At 32.2% G+C, this 20,629-nt stretch carries 18 protein-coding genes; 11 read left to right on the top strand and 7 right to left on the bottom strand.

Annotated features, from left to right (window positions below):
- Nucleotides 1-3: 3 nt before the first annotated feature.
- Complete coding sequence (gene panC / locus RHP49_05985; protein WNH13803.1) at nucleotides 4-855, bottom strand: pantoate--beta-alanine ligase; 852 nt, start codon at nucleotides 853-855, stop codon at nucleotides 4-6.
- A gap of 203 nt (nucleotides 856-1,058) precedes the next feature.
- Here panC and RHP49_05990 point away from each other — a divergent pair, with 203 nt between their 5' ends.
- The 6 genes from RHP49_05990 (at nucleotide 1,059) to RHP49_06015 (ending at nucleotide 10,615) form a co-directional block, all read left to right on the top strand.
- Nucleotides 1,059-1,868 (top strand): glycogen/starch synthase, encoded by an 810-nt coding sequence (locus RHP49_05990; protein ID WNH13804.1) that lies wholly within the window; start codon nucleotides 1,059-1,061, stop codon nucleotides 1,866-1,868.
- A gap of 28 nt (nucleotides 1,869-1,896) precedes the next feature.
- Nucleotides 1,897-3,540 carry a DUF4270 domain-containing protein gene (locus tag RHP49_05995; GenBank protein WNH13805.1) on the top strand — a complete coding sequence of 548 codons (1,644 nt, stop codon included), beginning with the start codon at nucleotides 1,897-1,899 and terminating at the stop codon, nucleotides 3,538-3,540.
- 149 nt (nucleotides 3,541-3,689) lie between these two features.
- Nucleotides 3,690-5,543 (top strand): glutamine--fructose-6-phosphate transaminase (isomerizing), encoded by a 1,854-nt coding sequence (gene glmS / locus RHP49_06000; protein WNH13806.1) that lies wholly within the window; start codon nucleotides 3,690-3,692, stop codon nucleotides 5,541-5,543.
- 206 nt (nucleotides 5,544-5,749) lie between these two features.
- Nucleotides 5,750-8,569 (top strand): carboxypeptidase-like regulatory domain-containing protein, encoded by a 2,820-nt coding sequence (locus RHP49_06005; GenBank protein WNH13807.1) that lies wholly within the window; start codon nucleotides 5,750-5,752, stop codon nucleotides 8,567-8,569.
- 183 nt (nucleotides 8,570-8,752) lie between these two features.
- Nucleotides 8,753-10,261, top strand: coding sequence for a F0F1 ATP synthase subunit beta (gene atpD / locus RHP49_06010; GenBank protein WNH13808.1), 1,509 nt, complete (start codon nucleotides 8,753-8,755; stop codon nucleotides 10,259-10,261).
- Nucleotides 10,262-10,336: 75 nt separating this feature from the next.
- A complete protein-coding gene (locus RHP49_06015; protein ID WNH13809.1) occupies nucleotides 10,337-10,615 on the top strand; it encodes a F0F1 ATP synthase subunit epsilon in 279 nt (92 codons plus the stop codon).
- Between the two features lie 59 nt (nucleotides 10,616-10,674).
- Here RHP49_06015 and umuD read toward each other — a convergent pair whose 3' ends face one another.
- From umuD to RHP49_06040, 5 genes are all read right to left on the bottom strand, one after another.
- Entirely contained in the window at nucleotides 10,675-11,115 is a 441-nt protein-coding gene (umuD, locus tag RHP49_06020; protein ID WNH13810.1) for a translesion error-prone DNA polymerase V autoproteolytic subunit, read from the bottom strand.
- A gap of 211 nt (nucleotides 11,116-11,326) precedes the next feature.
- On the bottom strand, nucleotides 11,327-12,586 hold the full coding sequence (locus RHP49_06025) for a Y-family DNA polymerase (protein WNH13811.1): 1,260 nt from the start codon (nucleotides 12,584-12,586) through the stop codon (nucleotides 11,327-11,329).
- A 57-nt stretch (nucleotides 12,587-12,643) separates the two neighbouring features.
- On the bottom strand, nucleotides 12,644-13,111 hold the full coding sequence (locus RHP49_06030) for a DUF3157 family protein (protein WNH13812.1): 468 nt from the start codon (nucleotides 13,109-13,111) through the stop codon (nucleotides 12,644-12,646).
- 56 nt (nucleotides 13,112-13,167) lie between these two features.
- Nucleotides 13,168-13,374 carry a helix-turn-helix transcriptional regulator gene (locus RHP49_06035; GenBank protein ID WNH13813.1) on the bottom strand — a complete coding sequence of 69 codons (207 nt, stop codon included), beginning with the start codon at nucleotides 13,372-13,374 and terminating at the stop codon, nucleotides 13,168-13,170.
- 2 nt (nucleotides 13,375-13,376) lie between these two features.
- Nucleotides 13,377-13,946, bottom strand: coding sequence for a DUF2975 domain-containing protein (locus RHP49_06040; protein WNH13814.1), 570 nt, complete (start codon nucleotides 13,944-13,946; stop codon nucleotides 13,377-13,379).
- A 120-nt stretch (nucleotides 13,947-14,066) separates the two neighbouring features.
- Here RHP49_06040 and RHP49_06045 point away from each other — a divergent pair, with 120 nt between their 5' ends.
- Complete coding sequence (locus RHP49_06045; protein ID WNH13815.1) at nucleotides 14,067-14,483, top strand: DUF2007 domain-containing protein; 417 nt, start codon at nucleotides 14,067-14,069, stop codon at nucleotides 14,481-14,483.
- Here RHP49_06045 and RHP49_06050 read toward each other — a convergent pair.
- Nucleotides 14,459-15,955, bottom strand: coding sequence for a PLP-dependent aminotransferase family protein (locus RHP49_06050; GenBank protein WNH13816.1), 1,497 nt, complete (start codon nucleotides 15,953-15,955; stop codon nucleotides 14,459-14,461). The two genes, RHP49_06045 and RHP49_06050, sit on opposite strands and share 25 nt — an antisense overlap.
- A gap of 78 nt (nucleotides 15,956-16,033) precedes the next feature.
- Between RHP49_06050 and RHP49_06055 the strand changes: the two genes are divergently transcribed.
- The 4 genes from RHP49_06055 to RHP49_06070 all read left to right on the top strand — a co-directional run bounded on the left by RHP49_06055 (nucleotide 16,034) and on the right by RHP49_06070 (nucleotide 20,611).
- Complete coding sequence (locus RHP49_06055) at nucleotides 16,034-17,866, top strand: TonB-dependent receptor (protein ID WNH13817.1); 1,833 nt, start codon at nucleotides 16,034-16,036, stop codon at nucleotides 17,864-17,866.
- Nucleotides 17,867-17,998: 132 nt separating this feature from the next.
- A complete protein-coding gene (bioB, locus tag RHP49_06060; GenBank protein WNH13818.1) occupies nucleotides 17,999-19,081 on the top strand; it encodes a biotin synthase BioB in 1,083 nt (360 codons plus the stop codon).
- A 114-nt stretch (nucleotides 19,082-19,195) separates the two neighbouring features.
- On the top strand, nucleotides 19,196-20,056 hold the full coding sequence (locus RHP49_06065; GenBank protein WNH13819.1) for a cupin-like domain-containing protein: 861 nt from the start codon (nucleotides 19,196-19,198) through the stop codon (nucleotides 20,054-20,056).
- A 63-nt stretch (nucleotides 20,057-20,119) separates the two neighbouring features.
- Nucleotides 20,120-20,611 carry a hypothetical protein gene (locus tag RHP49_06070; GenBank protein WNH13820.1) on the top strand — a complete coding sequence of 164 codons (492 nt, stop codon included), beginning with the start codon at nucleotides 20,120-20,122 and terminating at the stop codon, nucleotides 20,609-20,611.
- The last annotated feature ends 18 nt before the right edge of the window (nucleotides 20,612-20,629 follow it).

Consider the following 20,629-nt stretch of genomic DNA (forward strand, 5'->3'; position numbering starts at 1 on the left):
TAATTAATTTAAAGCGATATTATCTATAAGTCTAATATCATCTGCATAGGCAGCTATAAATGCTCTATACGTTTTATTGTTAGATTTTCGTTTAACTGGTTTTAGGGTTTCTGTATCTGCAATAATGAAGTATTCTAACTTTAATAAATCGTGATTTGCAAACTGATTTTCAACCCATTCCTGTACTTTATTAGCACTTTTTGTGCCAAATTTATTTTTGGCAGTTGTTAAGGTTTTATAAATAAATGGTGCTGCATCTTTATATTCTGGATTCAATCTAGTGTTTCTTGAACTCATTGCTAAACCAGATGCCTCTCTATGTATATCACAACCAACTATAGTTACAGGAATATGGTGTTTTTCAACCATTTTCTTGATAATTTGAAGTTGTTGAAAATCTTTTTCACCAAAATAAGCATTATCTGGTTTTATAATTTCAAAAAGGCGTTTCACAATCGTTCCAACACCATTAAAATGTCCATCACGAAATCTTCCTTCCATTTCAAACTCTAGACCATCAAAATCAAACGATTCTGAGACCGTGTTATCTCCATAAACATCAGCTACTGAAGGCGCATAAATCAAAATAGCATCTTTACTTACTGTTTTTAGTAGTTCTAAATCGCTATCTAATGTTCTTGGATACTTTTTAAGATCTTCTTTATTGTCAAATTGTGTAGGATTCACAAAAATACTAACAACAACTCTATCGTTATTTTCGAATGCCTTTTTAACTAATTCTAAATGTCCTTCATGCAGTGCTCCCATAGTAGGAACTAATCCTACGGTTAACTTTTTAGCTTTTAAGGCATCGAGAGCAGCCGTAATTTGTTGTTTTTCTGAGTATACTTCCACTTTTTAATATAAAATTAACGCGTGCAAACTTAAGATTTTACCATGAAACTGCATAAAATTTTGTACTTTTGCGTGTTTTTTATTTTGAATTCTAAAAAAAGAAACAACATTTATGTAATAAAACACGATATAATTTCTGCTTAATTTAAAAAGCAAATTATTATTTATTCCATAATCATTATTAAGTCAACAAAAACAAACATATGAAAGATAAGAGGATATTGTATGTATCATCTGAAGTAGTGCCTTATTTACCTGAAACCGAAATTTCTTCAATGTCTTTTGAAGCACCTAGATTAGTAAATCAACAAGGTGGACAAATTCGAATTTTCATGCCTCGATATGGCAATATTAATGAAAGAAGACACCAATTACATGAAGTTATAAGATTATCTGGAATAAATTTAGTGATTAATGACTTAGATATGCCACTTATAATAAAGGTAGCTTCTATTCCTAAAGAGCGTATTCAGGTTTACTTTATTGATAATGATGAATATTTTAAAAGAAAAGCTACGTTAACAGATGAAGACGGAAAACTATTTTCTGATAATGATGAACGTGCTATCTTCTTTGCAAAAGGTGTTATTGAAACCGTAAAAAAATTAAATTGGTCGCCAGATATTATTCATGTACATGGCTGGTTAGCTGCTTTACTTCCTGTTTATTTAAAAGAATATTATAAAGACGAACCTTTATTTAACGAAAGTAAAATTGTTACTTCTATCTACAACCAAAGTTTTAACAATACTTTAAATAAAGATATGATCAATAAAGTTAAATTTGACAATATTAATGAAGAGGCTATTAATGTGCTTGAAGAACCGTCATTTAACAACTTAATGAAAGTAGCTATTGATTACTCTGATGCATTAATAATAGGATCTGAAAATATTACAGATGAATTGAATGATTATTTAAAAGCATCGAACAAACCTATTTTAGAGTACAAAAGCAAAGATGAATTTGGAGAAGCGTATACTAACTTTTTTAATACAGAAGTTTTAAGCTAAACACCTACATATTCATTATATTTTATATATGAAAAAGATAATTAAAGCCCTTAAATTTCCTGTTACTTTTCTTTTAATCCTTGTTTCTTTTATTGCTTGCGATAAAGATTTTAGTGTTATAGAAAGCGATGTTCTAGGTAAAGAAAATGCCAATTTTTTAACAGATAGTGTATATCTACCTATATCGGCATATAACAAAAAACTCGATTCAGTACAAATTAATGGATTAGCGTCTAATTTATTAGGGGTTTTTAATGATCCTGCTTATGGACAAACCACAGCGAATATTGTTACGCAAATAACACCAACAACATTTAATCCTGATTTTGGTATAAATACTAAAATTGATTCGGTAGTTTTAACCATCCCTCTTTTTAGCAGAACTATAACTGATTCCACTTATACTATAAGTGACTCCTTATATGGTAACTCACCAATTAAATTATCTGTCTATAAAAACGATTATTTCTTAAGAGACTTTGATCCAAACTCGACTCTTGGAACGTCTCAAAAATATTATTCAAAATCTGATGGAACTGTTTTAAATGGAACTTCTGTTATTAATTTTGAAGATCATAAAAGTGATTTAATATTAGAAGATTTAGATTTTATTCCTAGTAACAAAAGAATAAGATTAGATGTTTCTGACACAGATGGAACTATTACTACTTCATATTCTACTCCAGCTTTAAGAACAAAATTAGATACTCTTTTTTGGAGAAATACAATTATAAATAAGCAAGATGACCCTGTACTAAGTAATCCAAGTAACTTTAATAATTACTTTAGAGGTTTGTACTTCAAAGCAGAAGCTATTGATGGGAAGGGTAATATGATTTTATTAAACCTAGCGTCTACTGGTGCTAACATTATTATTTATTACTCTAAAGACTCTTCAGTAGCAGGAGAAAGAACACAATCAACATACACATTTAATTTTACAGGAAATAAACTCAACACCTTTATTAATGATTACAATCTGGTCTCTTTACAAAACGGGAATAAAGATTTAGGCGACACAAAACTTTATTTAAAAGGAGGCGCAGGATCAATGGGAGTTATAGATTTATTTAATGGAAATGTAGAATATACAGATGAAAATAATACAACTTCTATTATTACAGCTCTAGATGCTTTTAAAAAATCCTATAGAAAAACAGATGCTACAGGAGAATTTATTAAAGATAGCAATACTGGAAATTACATTCTAAAAAGGTTGATAAATGAAGTGTTTTTAACCATTTATGAAGATGAAGAAATCAATATTGGCACATATAGCAATGAATTTCATAAATATGACCGTATTTACGCATACGATATTGAAAACAATCAATCCACTATTGATTATCAAATAGATCCAATTGATTCTAAATTAATTAGTTTAAGCCAAAGAGATACTATTCTAGGGAAATACAAAATACGTCTTACAGAACATTTAAATAATATTTTACTAAGGGACTCTACAAACACAAAAATAGGATTGGTATTATCTAATAATGTCAATTATACAAATAATGCTGAAATTTTAAACAGCAATGATGCTGTAACTGGTATTCCTGCAGCAGCTATAATTTCTCCAAGAGGTACTATTTTGTATGGTAGTAATGAAAATGTTCCAGATAATAAAAGATTAAAATTAAAAATATTTTATACTGAACCTAAAGGAAACTAACTAGTTAACCTGTTTTTGTTTCATAAAAGTCACTCATAGTTATAAAGATGAATTTCATCGTGTAAAAAAGGACTTCATATAATAATTATTATTCATTAATATTTATTTTACATATTTGCTTAAAATTATTAAACCCCAAAATCTAAATTATGTGTGGAATTGTAGGATACATTGGTCATAGAGAAGCTTACCCAATTGTAATAGAAGGCCTTAGACGTTTAGAATATAGAGGCTATGATAGTGCTGGTATTGCATTATTTGATGGTACAGATTTAAAAATTTGTAAAACAAAAGGAAAAGTAGCCGATTTAGAAGAACGTTCAGATAAGGAAATAACAAAAACAGGAAATGTTGGTATTGGACATACACGCTGGGCAACTCATGGTGTTCCTAATGATGTTAACTCGCATCCTCACCTTTCAAACTCAGGAGATCTTGTAATTATTCATAATGGTATTATTGAAAATTACGATTCACTTAAACAAGAATTAATATCCAGAGGATACACTTTTCAATCAGATACTGACACCGAAGTTCTTATAAATTTAATTGAAGACGTAAAAAAGCAAGAAAATGTAAAACTTGGACATGCTGTACAAATTGCATTAAACCAAGTAATAGGAGCTTATGCCATTGCTGTATTTGATAAAAACAAACCAGAAGAAGTTGTTGTTGCTCGTTTAGGAAGTCCATTAGCTATAGGAATTGGTGAAAACGAAGATGAATTTTTCATTGCAAGTGATGCCTCTCCTTTTTTAGAATATACTAAAAACGCTGTTTATCTTGAAGATGAAGAAATGGCGGTTATTAGATTTCATAAAGGCATAAAAGTTAGAAAAATTAAAGATGATTCTTTAGTTCCTACCTATGTTCAGGAATTACAATTAAATCTAGAGCAAATAGAAAAAGGTGGTTATGAACATTTCATGCTTAAAGAAATTCATGAACAACCTAAAGCTATAACAGATACATATAGAGGAAGATTATTAAGAAATGAAGCTATTATAAAAATGGCTGGTGTTGAAGATAATATGAAAAAGTTCCTCAATGCAAATCGTATTATTATTGTAGCTTGTGGTACCTCATGGCATGCTGGGTTAGTTGCTGAATACATTTTTGAAGATTTAGCAAGAATCCCAGTAGAAGTAGAATATGCTTCTGAATTTAGATACCGGAATCCTATTATTACAGAAAACGATGTACTCATAGCCATTTCTCAATCTGGTGAAACAGCTGATACACTTGCCGCTATTAAATTAGCAAAATCTAAGGGGGCTTTTGTTTTTGGTGTTTGTAATGTGGTGGGATCTTCTATTGCTAGAGAAACACATGCTGGCGCATATACACATGCAGGACCAGAAATTGGGGTTGCTTCAACAAAAGCATTTACAACACAAATTACAGTATTAACATTAATGGCTCTTAGGTTAGCTAGAGCCAAAGGCACTATTAGTAGTTCAGATTTCCGTCAGCATTTACTAGAATTAGAAATGATTCCTAAAAAAGTAGAAAAAGCTCTAGAATCCGATTCTATAATAAAACAAATTGCCGATATATATAAAAATTCAACCAACTGTTTATATCTTGGTAGAGGATACAATTTCCCTGTTGCTCTTGAAGGTGCTTTAAAATTAAAAGAAATTTCTTATATACATGCTGAAGGCTACCCTGCAGCAGAAATGAAACATGGGCCAATTGCTTTAATTGATGAAAACATGCCTATTGTTGTAATTGCAACAAAAAAAGGTCATTATGAAAAAGTAGTTAGTAATATTCAAGAAATTAAATCTAGAAAAGGTAAGATTATTGGAATAGTAACAGAAGGTGACGTTCAAGTAAAAGAATTAGCAGATCATGTTATTGAAGTTCCTGAAACATTAGAGTCTTTGTCTCCTCTTTTAACCACTATCCCTTTACAATTATTATCATATCATATTGCTGTTTTATTAAATAAAAATGTAGATCAACCAAGAAATTTGGCAAAATCGGTAACGGTAGAATAACTTTAAAATAGGATCTATTATATTATATAAGACTAAGAAATGATAAAATCTCATATTTTAGTCTTTTTTTTGTCAAAAAAAACAACAAAACACCTGTTTTTTTATTAAAAAATACTATGCGTGCATAATTTTTTTATATTTTTATATTCAACTAATGTTTTATTTACATATATTACTATCCTGAAATTAACTAATTCTAAAAATAGATGAAAACAATTTTTCAATTTTTATTGTTGTTTTTTTGTGCTATATCATTCTCACAAACAACAATTACTGGTGCTGTTGTTGATGATAACAACCAACCTATTCCTGGAGCAAATATTATTGTTGTCGGAACTTCGTCAGGAACAGTTACTGATTTTGACGGTAACTTTATCCTAAATTATAATCAAATTGTACCATTCAAAGTCCAGGCAAGTAGTGTTGGCTTCGAATCAATGACAATTGAAGTCACAGAAAACAATCAAATATTAAATTTTATACTTAATGAAGGAACATCATTAGATGAAATTGTGATTTCAGCATCAAGAACACCTGAAAGTATAAGAGAGTCTCCTGTTACCATTGAAAGGTTTGATATTAAAGATATACAATATGCATCCTCACCAGACTTTTACTCTAGTTTAGAAAATTTAAAAGGAGTAGATGTTAATAAAGGAAGTTTAACTTTTAATGCTGTTAATACTCGTGGATTTGCTACTTTTTCAAATACACGATTTGTTCAACTCGTTGATGGAATGGATAATTCTCTTCCAGGATTAAATTTTGCTTTAGGTAACATATTAGGATTAAGTGAACTGGATATAAGTAGTGTAGAAATATTACCAGGAGCATCTTCGGCCCTTTACGGAGCAAATGCCTTTAATGGTATTCTATTTATGACTAGCAAAGATCCTTTTACACACCAAGGAGTGAGTGCTTATGTAAAAACAGGATTGACTGTACAAGATGAAGCTGGCGATAATCAATTTCATGATTTTGGATTTCGTGCTGCTCATGCATTTAGTGATAAATTTGCAGCAAAAGCGTCATTTTCTTATTTAAGAGGTACAGATTGGTTTGCATCAGACAATAACCAATATACGTTAGGAGCGGTAGGAACAGCAGATATTATATCATCTTTTAGATCTGACCCTGCCCATGACGGATTAAATATATATGGAGATGAAGTAGCTTTAGCAGCAAACGAAACAGGTCAACCACAAAATCTTAATGAAGTTGCTCAGTTTTTAGAAGCCAATGGAATTTTACCAACAGGTGCAAGTGGATTAGTACCTGCCGTAAATGTTGCAAGAACAGGATATAAAGAATCTGATTTAACCGACTATAAAGCTGAAAGTATTAAGGCATACTTTACACTTAACTACAGACCTTTTGGAAATAATACTGAAATTATTTGGAGTTCTAAAATTGGGAAAGGTTCATCTATATATCAAGGATCAAATAGATATGCCATAAAAGATTTTGCATTACAACAACACAAGTTAGAATTTAGAGGCGATAATTTTTTCCTTAGAGGCTATACAACTATAGAAAATGCTGGTAATTCATATGACATGCGATTTACAGGAATTAACATGAATAAAGTAGGAGCTTCGGAATGGTTTGGAGCGTATGCCGCTGCTTATGCCCAAGGAGCTGGACAAATAGCGGGAAGCGGAGGCAACATTAACGACCTTGCAATCCAAACTCAAATACATAATGGAGCGAGGACATTTGCAGATAACTTATACACCCCACAACCAGGCACTCCTGAATTTATAGCTCTTTTTAATAAGGTTACAAATGACCCAGATATAACAACTGGATCTAAATTAGTGGACGAATCTAAAATGGACATTGCAGAAGGAAATTATAACTTTAGAGATTTGTTGAATAATGTTATAGACCTACAAATAGGTGGTCAATACAGACAGTATTCATTAAATTCTAGTGGAAGTGTGTTTACAGATTATGATGGCTCTATTGATTATAATGAATATGGCGCTTACCTACAAGGTATCAAAAAATTAATGGACGATAGATTAAAAATTACAGCGTCCATTCGTTATGATAAAAACGAGTTTTTTGATGGCAGCTACTCACCAAGGCTTTCTTTAGTTTATGCTGCTGGGGAAAACAAACAACATAATTTTAGAGCCTCCTTACAAACGGGATTTAGAAATCCAGATACTCAAGCACTCTTTATTGGTTTTGATGTGGGTAGAGCTATATTAGTAGGTTCAGCTCCAGATAATTTAGATAGAAAATTACCTAATACAACTTTAACAGGTAGAGATGCGTATTTCAATGCTTACACATTATCTTCAGTACAAGGATTTGCAGCTAGTGGAGGCACCACATCTTTAGTTCCCGTTAATGGTAATGGTATTACTTCCCTAGCTAAACAAGAAAAAGTTACAGCCTTTGATGTAGGGTATCGTGGGAAAATAGAGTTTATAACCGTAGACCTTAATGCCTATTTTAATACTTATGACAACTTTAGTGCTCAAAAATTTATTGTTACACCAAAGTCGGGTTCTGTAAATGATGCATCAGGGGTTATTGATGTTGCAACGGGAAATTTTCAAGTTTTTAATGTATACACCAATTCATCGGCAGATATTAGTTCATATGGTGGTGTTATTGGTTTATCCACCAAAATTGCACGAGAATTTAATCTAGGATTCAATTACACGTATTCAGAATTAGATTTTGATCAATCAACAGACCCGGATTTTAGTGCAGGATTTAATACCCCAAAGCATAAAGTAAAAGTATCATTAGGAAACCCTGAATTATTTAAAAATTTCGGATTTAATGTTAATGCACGCTGGAGTGATAAATATTTTTGGCAAGCAACCATAGCTAATGCTATTATATCTGCTAGAACGGTAGTTGATGCACAAATAAACTATTCAGTGCCTTCCATGAAATCTACATTCAAAATTGGAGGAACTAATTTAGGTGGAAAAGAATATCAAAGTGCTGTTGGTTCTCCTTTTATTGGTTCACAATATTTTGTTTCATGGATCATTAATAATTAATTGATTCTAAAAAAGAATTTAGTATAAATTATATTTTTAAAACACCTTCTGTTATAAGGTGTTTTTTTATTCCAAAAAACCTCTAAAAACAACTTTTTTTTTAAATTAAAAAATATATCTTTGCACGCGAAAACTAAAACTGTTTTCACACAATTAAATCGCATAATATTAAACATATAAGTAATGTCTAAAGTTACAGGTAAAGTTGCACAAATAGTAGGTCCGGTTATCGATGTTGCATTCGATGCAGGTTCAGAGCTTCCAAAAATTTACGATTCATTAGAAATTAAAAGACCTGATGGTTCTTTATTAGTACTAGAAGTACAATCTCACATTGGTGAAGATACCGTACGTACTATTGCAATGGATTCTTCGGATGGTTTAAGTAGAGGAACAGAAGTTGTTGCAACTGGAGCGCCTATACAAATGCCGATTGGTGGTGATGTTTACGGACGTTTATTTAATGTAATTGGAGATGCTATTGATGGTCTTGGAAATTTACCTAAAGCTGGAGATGCTGGGTTACCAATTCACCGTCAAGCACCAAAATTTGAAGATTTATCAACCTCTACTGAAGTTTTATTTACTGGTATTAAAGTAATCGATTTAATTGAGCCTTATGCAAAAGGGGGTAAAATTGGTTTATTTGGTGGTGCTGGTGTAGGTAAAACAGTACTAATTCAAGAGTTGATTAACAATATAGCAAAAGGTCACGGTGGACTTTCAGTATTTGCTGGAGTTGGAGAAAGAACTCGTGAAGGAAATGACCTTTTAAGAGAGATGTTAGAGTCTGGTATTATTAAATATGGTGATGACTTTATGCATTCTATGGAAGAAGGCGGATGGGATTTATCTAAAGTTGATAAAGCTGGAATGAAAGAATCTAAAGCGACTTTCGTATTTGGACAAATGAATGAGCCTCCTGGAGCACGTGCACGTGTTGCCTTATCTGGTTTAACTATTGCTGAATATTTCCGTGATGGTGCTGGTGAAGGACAAGGAAAAGATGTACTTTTCTTCGTAGATAACATTTTCCGTTTTACACAAGCTGGTTCTGAAGTATCTGCATTACTTGGTCGTATGCCTTCTGCGGTAGGTTACCAACCAACATTAGCAACAGAGATGGGTGCGATGCAAGAACGTATTACTTCAACTAAAAGGGGTTCTATTACATCTGTACAAGCGGTATACGTACCTGCGGATGATTTAACGGATCCTGCTCCTGCTACAACTTTTGCTCACTTAGATGCAACTACGGTATTATCTCGTAAAATTGCTGAGTTAGGTATATATCCTGCAGTAGATCCATTAGATTCTACATCAAGAATTTTAACTGCTGATATTTTAGGACAAGAACATTATGCTTGTGCTCAACGCGTAAAAGAGTTATTACAACGTTATAAAGAATTACAAGATATTATTGCTATCCTTGGTATGGAAGAATTATCTGAAGAAGATAAATTAGCTGTAGGTAGAGCAAGACGTGTTCAACGTTTCTTATCTCAACCTTTCCACGTAGCAGAGCAATTCACAGGGATTCCTGGTGTATTAGTTGATATTAAAGAAACTATTAAAGGATTTAACATGATTATGGATGGTGAATTAGATCGCTTACCAGAAGCAGCGTTTAACCTTAAAGGAACTATTGAAGAAGCTATTGAAGCTGGAGATAAAATGCTTGCTGAAGCTTAAAATTAGTTAGCAGTAATCAGTATTCAGTCCTCAGTGACTGTAAACTGTAGACTGCAGACTGCAAACTAAAAGATTATGTATTTAGAAATTGTATCACCTGAAGCAACCTTATTTAGCGGAGAAGTAACTAGTGTTTCTGCTCCTGGAGTAAATGGTGAATTTGAAATGCTTAAAAATCACGCCCCTATTGTTTCTTTATTAAAAGAAGGGTTTGTTAAAATTTCGGGAAACATCGAATTAGAAAAAGAAGTTGAAGATAAATTTACTAAAGGAGACAAAGGCAAAACTTTACTAAAAATAAATTCTGGAACTTTAGAAATGAAAGATAATAAAGTGATTGTTTTAGCCGACTAACTTTTTTTTATTTTAAAGTATAAACAAAAAACGCGAAGCATTTGCTTCGCGTTTTTTGTTTATACTTTTTTAATCACATTGGTAACAATACCCCAAATTAAAAAGTTGTTTTCTTCTGTAATGTGTATGATGGGATAATCTGGGTTTTCTGGCTGCAACCAAACTTCGCCATTAGACACTCTTAAGCGTTTTACCGTAAACTCGCCATCTAAGAAACAAACGGCTATTTTATTGTTTGTGGGTTCTAAACTTCTATCTATTACTAATAAATCGTTATCATCTAATCCAGCACCAATCATAGACTGTCCGCTTACTTTAGCATAAAATGTAGCTTCTTTGTTTTTTACCAGTTCTTCATCTAAAGATAAACGTTGTTCTTTAAAATCTTCGGCTGGTGATGGAAAGCCTGCTGAAACGCCTGCATCGAAAAAATGAGCTGAAGCTCCATCAACGGCTTCTGGTGTAAAAAATGTTAAACTTCCTGATTTATGTGCTATCATTTTATTCTTTATTACTGTTTAAACTTAATTCTTAATTTTGCATAAGGGATTGCAGTGGAAATCCTTTTGTTTACTTTAGATAATACAGAACTTTAAAAAAGTCCTGACTTTATTATAGATTCCTGCCTACGCAGGAATGACAAAACAAAAGATTGCAACGTAAAGCCCGACCTGTTCCTGAACTAAATTCAGGATAAAGGTAACGCCCAAATTAACATTTTACTTTTATAATATCGTTAATATTAGTGGTATATCTTGGTGATAATCGTTCTTGACGCATTTTCCAAGTGCGTTTTAAATCTTGATTACCTATTTTAATTTTGTAATTTTTATACTTGCTATTCATACTATCAATAGCTTGCATTAAAGGTTGATGTTTTGGGTTTTCGTGTTCGAAAATATTTAATTGAAAATTATCAACTGGAACTAAACCTGTAACAATAACCCCTGCCCTTTTATATTTTATTCCTGTTTTAAAGATAGACATTACTGCGCTAACAGCACAATTACTTATAATTAAAGATGAATTTGTTGGGTAAGACAGGTTGACGCTGGTACTTGCACGATGTTGTTCTAAGTCTTTTTTATGCCTGTCGCTACTAAGCGTAACAATAATAACGTAGCAACTAGAACCTTGCTTTCTTAGCTTTTCGGCACAGCTTGATGCAAATGTTGAAACGCGTTCTTTTATATTATCGATATCTGAAAATGTGTATTCGAAACTTCGAGTGGTGGCAATAGCTTGCTTATCTTTTACCTCATCTAATTGCAAGGTTGGAATACCTTGTAAATCTTTCTGTAATTTCCATTCGGTTATTGAAAAAGTTTTACGCACCCATTCATCAGGAAGTTGTGTGAAATGGAATGCTGTGTAGCATCCTTTTTCTTTTAAACGCTTTGCTAAACGGCGTCCTATGCCCCAAACATCTTCAATTTTAATCCATTTTAAAGCTTTTATGCGTTTTTCTTCAGAATCTATAACATAAACTCCTTTAGTTTGTTTTGGAAATTTACGTGCTATTTTATTAGCCACTTTACTTAAGGCTTTTGTTGGTGCAATACCAACACTAGTAGGGATTCCTGTCCATTTTAAAACACGTTTCCTTATTTGATTTCCGTAGTCGTCAAAATTAAAGTTTTCAAAGCCTTTAAATTGCAAGAATGATTCGTCAATACTATACACCTCAGCATCTGGTGTGAATTGCTTTAATATAGACATAACACGGCTACTCATATCGCCATACAGCGGATAGTTAGAAGACAACACATGAATATGATTTGATTTACAAAAGCTTTCCCATTTAAAAATAGGTGCACCCATTGGAAGGTTTAACGCTTTGGCTTCATCACTTCTAGAAATGACACATCCATCGTTATTTGAAAGAATAGCAATTGGTTTCCCTTGTAAATTAGGGTTAAAAACACGTTCACAAGACGCATAAAAATTATTACAGTCTACTAAGGCATACATAGTAGTAAAGATAAATGAAAGACTTAAAAAAATTACATTTTTAAGTAAAATTGAATGTTAAAAAAACTTATTGTTTTCTATAATAGAATTACCAACACGCTTATAACTTACTTGTTTTCCGTTGGCACAAAAATCATACCTTCCTTTAGCTTTTTGTTCTGAGGCAGATAACAACACCACATCATCTACAGTACAATTATAATCTTTAGCGACTTTCTTTTTAATATGGCTAATAGTTGCGCGCCCTTTTTTTAATTGATTTTGAATTTTGTTATCTAATTTAGGTTCTTCAAAATCGTCAGCCAACTTACACCCGTTCTTTTCAGCAGATTTTGCGATTTCTTTTACCTCAACATTATCTTGTGTAGCCTTATTATTTTTAGAACTTTCGGCATCAATATATTCCCAGGTATAATCGGCTTTTAAAAGTACACGCCTTCCATCATCGGTTTTTACTATATAGTTGTTTTGTGCAAAACTAAAACCTGAAATAATAAATAAGAGAGTAAAGAAAAACGTTTTCATAACAAGATTATATTTAATGGAAATTCAAAAATACGTTTTTAATAAAAACGATGAAACTATTCTTCAACATACTCTAAAATATCTGCTGGTTGACAATCTAAGGCTTTACAAATAGCTTCTAAAGTTGAAAAACGCACCGCCTTTGCTTTTCCCGATTTTAAAATGGAAAGGTTTGCAGGCGTGATATCAATAATTTCTGCCAATTCATTGCTTCGCATTTTACGCTTTGCTAGCATGACGTCTAAGTTTACAATTATTGGCATGGTTAGATTGTTAGTTCGTTTTCTTCCATCAAAAAATTTCCTTCTTTAAATATTTCTGCAAAAACAAAAGCTAGAAGCATTAGAATTAGAGGAGTAAATGATATAGAAAACCCACTAATACCTCCATCTTGGAATCGTACAGCAAAATAGCATGTTAATAGAAAGAATATAAACAAATATTTTCCAATTTTCCGAAATGATTTAATATTATCTTCTCGAAATGTATTAAGATGCTTCACTGATTGCATTACTTTTTGAAACTCTTTAATAAGTAAAAATATCACGAGCAATACAGCAACATACTTAAAGTAATTTAGGTACAGAGAACTGGTTGTTATTTTCTCTAAAGAATATACCTCCTTATCTTCTCCTACATCAATTTTTTTCCACTTAGTGAATGCATTAAAAGCATTGGTCTGTGCATTGAAATTAAACTCTCCCTTAGAATAAAAATCTTTATCCAATTGAAAATGTATTAAAAATGCAGTCAATGCAATAAATAAAAAAATGTGAATTACTTTTATGAGTCTACAAAGATTAACTGCAATATTCAAAAGTCTATTTTTAGTCATAACGCTGGTTATTTATCGTTTATCAATAACAAATATGTAAATAATTATCGAAAAACAATAATTTTTTATTGAAAAAACATAATTTTAAAATCTTCGAAAGTTCTTTTTACATTTGTAAATATGAGTGATACTTTTAAAACCATAGCTAAATTTCAGTATTCTAGTGAAGCCCAAATTATAAAAGGACGGTTAGAATCTGAAGGTATAGACGTTTTTTTAAGCGACAACTTTACCATAGACACAGACCCGCTTGTAAGTAATGCCATTGGTGGTGTAAAACTTAAGGTATTAACCAAAGATGCTTTAAAGGCTGAAAATATACTTAATAATATTTCAAAATATTCTTTAGATGATGAGGGCAACTCCTTAGATTGCCCTAATTGTAATAGCAACAAAATCCAATTATTTTCTACAATTAAAGATTTTAAATCATTCTTTTCGTTTATAATTGGTTTCCTCTTTGGAACATTACCTTTTTACGCTAAAGACAAATACAGATGCGACGTTTGTAATCATGAATTTGACATCAAACTATAAGCTTCTTTTAGCTTTTTAACAACTGTTTCAATTTCCTCTTCATTTAAATCACCAAACCCGAAACGGATACAACAGGTGCTTTTATCTTGGTAAAGAATGGTTTTTGGAAGAAATAAATCATGCTTCTGAGCTTGTGCTGCTAACTTAACTAAGGATATTTTTGGTTCAAAACGTAACCATAACGCTAAGCCTCCTGAAGGTTTTCCCCAATAAACCCCTTTCTTAAAATTTTTGGTGAGACATTCACATAAAAAATCACGCCTTTGTTTATAAATGATGATGTTTTTCTTAATTAATCGGTGTATTTCACCTTCATAAATAAGTTCAGACAACATTTGTTCTTGAATTAAATCTCCTTGCCTATCTAATATTTGTAAATAGTTTTTAGCCTCTGAAATTAAATTTTCTGGAGCTATTACAAATCCGGTCTGGAAACTTGGAAATAAAGATTGTCCCAGTTTTCCTAAATAAATAATAACACCATTAGCATCAGAACTCGCCATAGGTAACATAGCAGAACCATCAAACTGAAAATCGTAATCGAAATCGTCTTCAATAATAGCAAACTGATAGTCTTTAGCAAGTTGCATTAATTGTAAACGACGTTCGGCACTAAGCGCTCTCGTAGTTGGGTAATGTCTATGCGCACATACATAAATACACCTTATAGCATTTTTTATAAAATGTTTCCTAATATAGTCTACATCTATCCCATCGTCGTCTATGGGAATGGTTTTAATATTGGCACCAGATTGCTGAAAAATCATATTGGCAGCATAATTACTTAAATCGCCAACCAAAACAGTATCATTGGGTTTTAATAATAATTGAGAAACAATATATAAACTCATTTCTATACTTCGTGTACTCATTAAATTATGAGACTTAATATGAAATCCGCGCGTAGCATTTAAATAATTACATAATTGAATTTCGAAAGCAGAATGAGAAGGTAGTGCTGTTTGATTCCATTTTGAAATTAACGTTTTTCGCTTCATGGAGGCACTATACCATTTAGAAAATTGATGTGTAGGGTGTAATCTTAAATCGGGTTGCCCATCATTAATACTGTACTTTTTTTTATTTTGTTCTTCCGTAGGAGCCAAATTAAAAGAAGGCTGAAAAGGAAAACCTGTTGTTTTGGAATACTCATTAACTTGATCAATATGTTGCGACGTCGCTTTAATAGCTGCCGTTTTCTGTTCTGGAACTAAGATACAAGTACCTTTATTTGGTATAATCTCCACCCAACCTTGGGACGCTAATTCATCATAAACAGCAACAACCGTATTTCTGTTGAGATTAAATAACTCACCAAAAGTACGAGTTCCAGGTAACCAAGTGCCTTCGGTTAAATAGCCACGTTGAATCGCATTAATAATTTGTTGCGACGCTTGAATATATACAGGCGTTGCATTCGATTTTTCAAGATGAATTAATTGCTCTAAAAGTTTACAAACCGGACTATTCATTATTTTAAAACTGGACTACTTAACTAGTCCAGAAAGTTACGAATTTTGCAGCGTAAAAAACACATTGAATTACTTGTTATGAAAAACAATTATTTTTTAGCTATAGCTATACTAGTTTCTATTATCGGAAATGCTCAAAATGAACCTATTAAACAACGAGACACAACTGCTCTTGGAGAAGTAATAATCAATTCCACACGAATAGATTTACCTTTTAAAGAAAACTCTAGAACCATTTCTATAATTTCTTCAGAAGATATTAAAAATAGTGCTGCCAATAATATAGCCGATTTATTACAGCAAGTAGCTGGTTTAGATATTAGACGACGTGGTACAGCCGGAAGTCAAGCCGATTTATACATTCGTGGAGGAGGTTTCGATCAAACCTTACTACTTATAGATGGTATAAAAATGGACGATGCACAAACAGGACATCACACCATGAATGCCGCTTTACCTATAGAGGTTATTGAACGTATTGAAATCATAAAAGGTCCTGCAGCACGAGTGTTTGGGCAAAATGCTTTTAATGGCGCTATAAATATTGTCACTAAAAAAGAATTGAAAAATTCGGTTTCCATTAAAACAGAAACTGGTTCTTTTGGACAATTTAATGGTGGTGTAACTGTTGGGGCAGACTTGGAGAACTCATCACACATTGTACATATAGATAAAATGTCTTCTGCAGGGTATCGCCATAACACCGATTACGATAACAGCAACTATTTTGTAAAAAGTGTTTTTAATAAGAACAAAAAAGCCATTGAAATGATTACTACGTTCCAAGAGCGAAAATTTGGCGCAAACGGATTTTATGCCAGAGCAAGTGCTACTGAACAATATGAAGAAACTCAAAATAGTTTGATTAGTTTTTCTACAGAGTTCAAAACTGAAAGACTAACAATGACTCCTCGTGTTTACTGGAAACGAAATCAAGATAAATATGTGTACTTAAGAAACGACCCAACGGTTTACAGAAACTTACACATTACCAACAAAATGGGTGCAGAAGTTAATGCAAGCTACAGATCTAACGCTGGAATTACAGGCTTTGGTGTCGATTTATCTAAAGTTTATATAAAAAGTAACAATTTAGGAGATCGCAACAGATTTATGACAACCCTATTTTTAGAGCATGAATTTAAATTAATAAATGATAAATTAGATATTACGCCTGGAGTTGCCGTAACCTATTTTTCAGATTTCGATTTTTATGCCTTTCCTGGTATAGATCTGGGTTACAAAATAAGCGACCAATTAAAAGCCTATGGAAACATTGGTTATACATACAGAATACCAACTTATACAGATTTGTATTACAACGACCCAAGTACAGCAGGAAACCCAGATTTAGAAGTTGAAGAAGCCTTTGCCCAAGAAATTGGAATTAAATATTTCTCCCCTAAATTTTCAGGGTCATTAGCGGTATACAACAGAGATGCACAAAACTTGATTGATTATATTCGTCCGAACACGACAGAAACCATTTATACAGCCACAAATATTACCGATGTTAACACTAAAGGTTTTGAAGTTGATTTAGCATATCATTTTAAACTAAGCAATTTTAAGCAAACACTCGCCATTGGATATAATTTTTTAGAAGATGATATTTTAGAGCAAAACAAAGAATTATCACGTTACTCATTAAACACTCTTAAACACCATTTCACCACCCGTTTAAGCACGCAATTATTTAAAAATGTGAGTCAGAACATTATATATAAACATGCCGAACGAACTACAGGCGATAGTTATAATGTATGGGATGCTTCACTAGCTATAAACCTAAAACAATTAGAGTTTACACTAACAGCAAGCAATATTTTTAATGCCGATTATATCGAAGCTGGTTTTGTACCCATGCCACCGAGCAATTTATTATTTGGATTGAGATACAATCTTAAATAAATATGATTTAATAAAAAGACCAGATGAAAATCTGGTTTTTTCTTTTTTTATAATCTTTAAAAACACTGACTTAAAAAGTAAAGTGATGGCTACTCCTACTAAATATGGTTTTTAAAGTTAAATTAATTTTACATGAACGAAACTAAACACAACTGGACAAAAGAAGAAATTCTAGATATTTATAACAAACCATTAATGGAGTTGCTTTACAAAGCAGCTACAGTGCATCGCTTACACCATGATCCAAATACAGTTCAAGTAAGTACTTTGGTCTCTATTAAAACAGGAGGATGTTCTGAAGATTGTGGATATTGTCCCCAAGCAGCTCGTTATCATACCAATATTGAAGGAAATGATTTAATGAGTGTCCAACAAGTAAAAGCACAGGCATTACGTGCCAAATCTGGCGGAAGTTCGCGTGTGTGCATGGGAGCAGCTTGGAGAAACGTAAAAGATGGAGAAGAATTTGACCAAGTGTTAGAAATGGTGCGAACCATTAATAAACTTGACATGGAGGTATGCTGCACATTAGGCATGATTACCAAAAACCAAGCACAACGATTAGCCGAAGCTGGTCTGTATGCATATAATCATAATTTAGACTCCTCTGAGGAGTATTATAAAGAAGTCATTTCTACACGAGGTTATCAAGATAGACTAGATACTATTAATAATGTGCGTAAAACCAATGTAACGGTTTGTTCTGGTGGCATTATTGGTATGGGTGAAAGTACTGAAGATAGAGCAGGGATGCTTGTTTCTCTTTCTACATTAAATCCACAACCAGAATCGACTCCTATAAATGCATTGGTTGCTGTAGAAGGCACGCCATTAGAAAACCAACAACCCGTTTCTATTTGGGACATGGTACGTATGGTTGCTACAACACGTATTGTAATGCCTGAAACACAAGTACGTTTAAGTGCTGGAAGAACACAAATGTCTAGAGAAGGACAAGCCATGTGTTTTTTTGCTGGTGCTAACTCTATTTTTGCGGGAGATAAATTATTAACAACTCCAAACCCTGATGTAAATGAAGACCTAAAAATGTTTGAGTTGTTAGGGTTGAATCCGCAAAAACCTTTTACTAAAAAAGTACAACCAAAAACGGTTGAAGCTGCAGAATCTCAATATGAAGCATTAGGTGAAAAACCAAAATGGACACGCCCTAAACATACTATAGAGCGTAATGAATTGGCAAAAAAAAAATGCTAAAACGATTAAATAAATAGAAATCAACTAATAAAGTCCGACCTGAAAGGTAACACCCAAACCCGATTTAAGTTTAGTAGCATTTTATTAACTTTACAAATCTAAATTTATTGTGCCTTGTCATTAAACCTTCAAGATATTCCTCGTGTAAAAACCATTACCAAGGAGGACTTTTTAAAACACTATTTTAAACCGCAAAAACCTGTGGTGATTGAGCGTTTAATAGACCATTGGCCTGCTTATAGCAAATGGAATTTAGACTATATGAAATCCATAGGCGGAGACATTACTATTCCGCTTTATGATGATAGACCTGTAGATTATAAAGATGGTTTTAATGAGCCTCATGCCAAAATGAAACTAGGCAATTATATAGATTTATTGAAAACTGAACCCACTAAATACCGTATTTTTTTATGGAATGCCATTAAGGAAATACCAGCATTACAAAAAGATTTTTCGTTTCCAGATTTTGGCTTACGCCTTATGAAAGGGATTCCGATGTTGTTTTTTGGCGGAACAGAATCGCACACCTTTATGCATTATGACATTGATTTAGCTAATATTTTTCATTTTCATTTTGAAGGTAAAAAGCAGGTTATTTTATTTGACCAAAATCAGAATGATTTTTTATATAAAATTCCGCATTCGCTAATTACTCGTGAAGATATCGATTTTAACAATCCAGATTTTGAAAAATGGCCCATGCTTAAAAAAGCTAAAGGTTATAAAACAGAACTAAATCATGGTGAAATTTTATATATGCCCGAAGGCTATTGGCATTATATGCGCTATAAAACTCCAGGTTTTTCTATGAGTCTACGTGCTATTGCTAGAAATCCGAAAAACTTTAGTAAAGCTGTTTATAATTTGGTTATTATGCGGAGTTTTGATAACATGATGCGCCGAATTAAAGGACAGAAATGGATTGATTGGAAAAACGAGCAAGCTGTTATAAATACCCATAAAGGTTTATAAACAATACTTACTTTTTTTGCAAAACTTGTAATATATTTGCTCATTAAATTTTAAACTCAAATGATGCAAAAATTAATTTTATTAGTAACTATTCTTAGTGTAACCCTTATAAATGCTCAAGCTTTTATAGGTAATAATGACAATAAATTTCAAGTAGGAGCTAATTTTCAAAATAATGCTACTGGTATTAATTTAAGTTATGATTTTGGTGTTGGTCCAAACATGTCATTTGGGATATCATCTACTTATGCATTAAGTGTAAATGAAATTATTGATGCCAATTTTGGCGATCGTTTTGATATTAAAGGACGCTTTAATGCTAATTTAGGAAATGTCATTAATCTTGATGAAAATTTTGATGTTTATCCAGGATTAAATTTAAGTCTTAAAAATTTTGGTGGTCACTTAGGAGCGCGATACTTTTTTTCTGATGGTTTTGGCCTTTTTACAGAACTTAATATACCATTAGCAAAATATAACAAAGATATTTTAACACCCGCAGAAAAATTATACAACCAGTTTACAGTTAATTTCGGTGCTGCTTTTAGCTTATAAAGCTAGTTTTAAATAATA

It is taken from the genome of Flavobacteriaceae bacterium HL-DH10, assembly GCA_031826515.1.
GTDB classification, from domain to species: domain Bacteria; phylum Bacteroidota; class Bacteroidia; order Flavobacteriales; family Flavobacteriaceae; genus Thalassobellus; species Thalassobellus suaedae.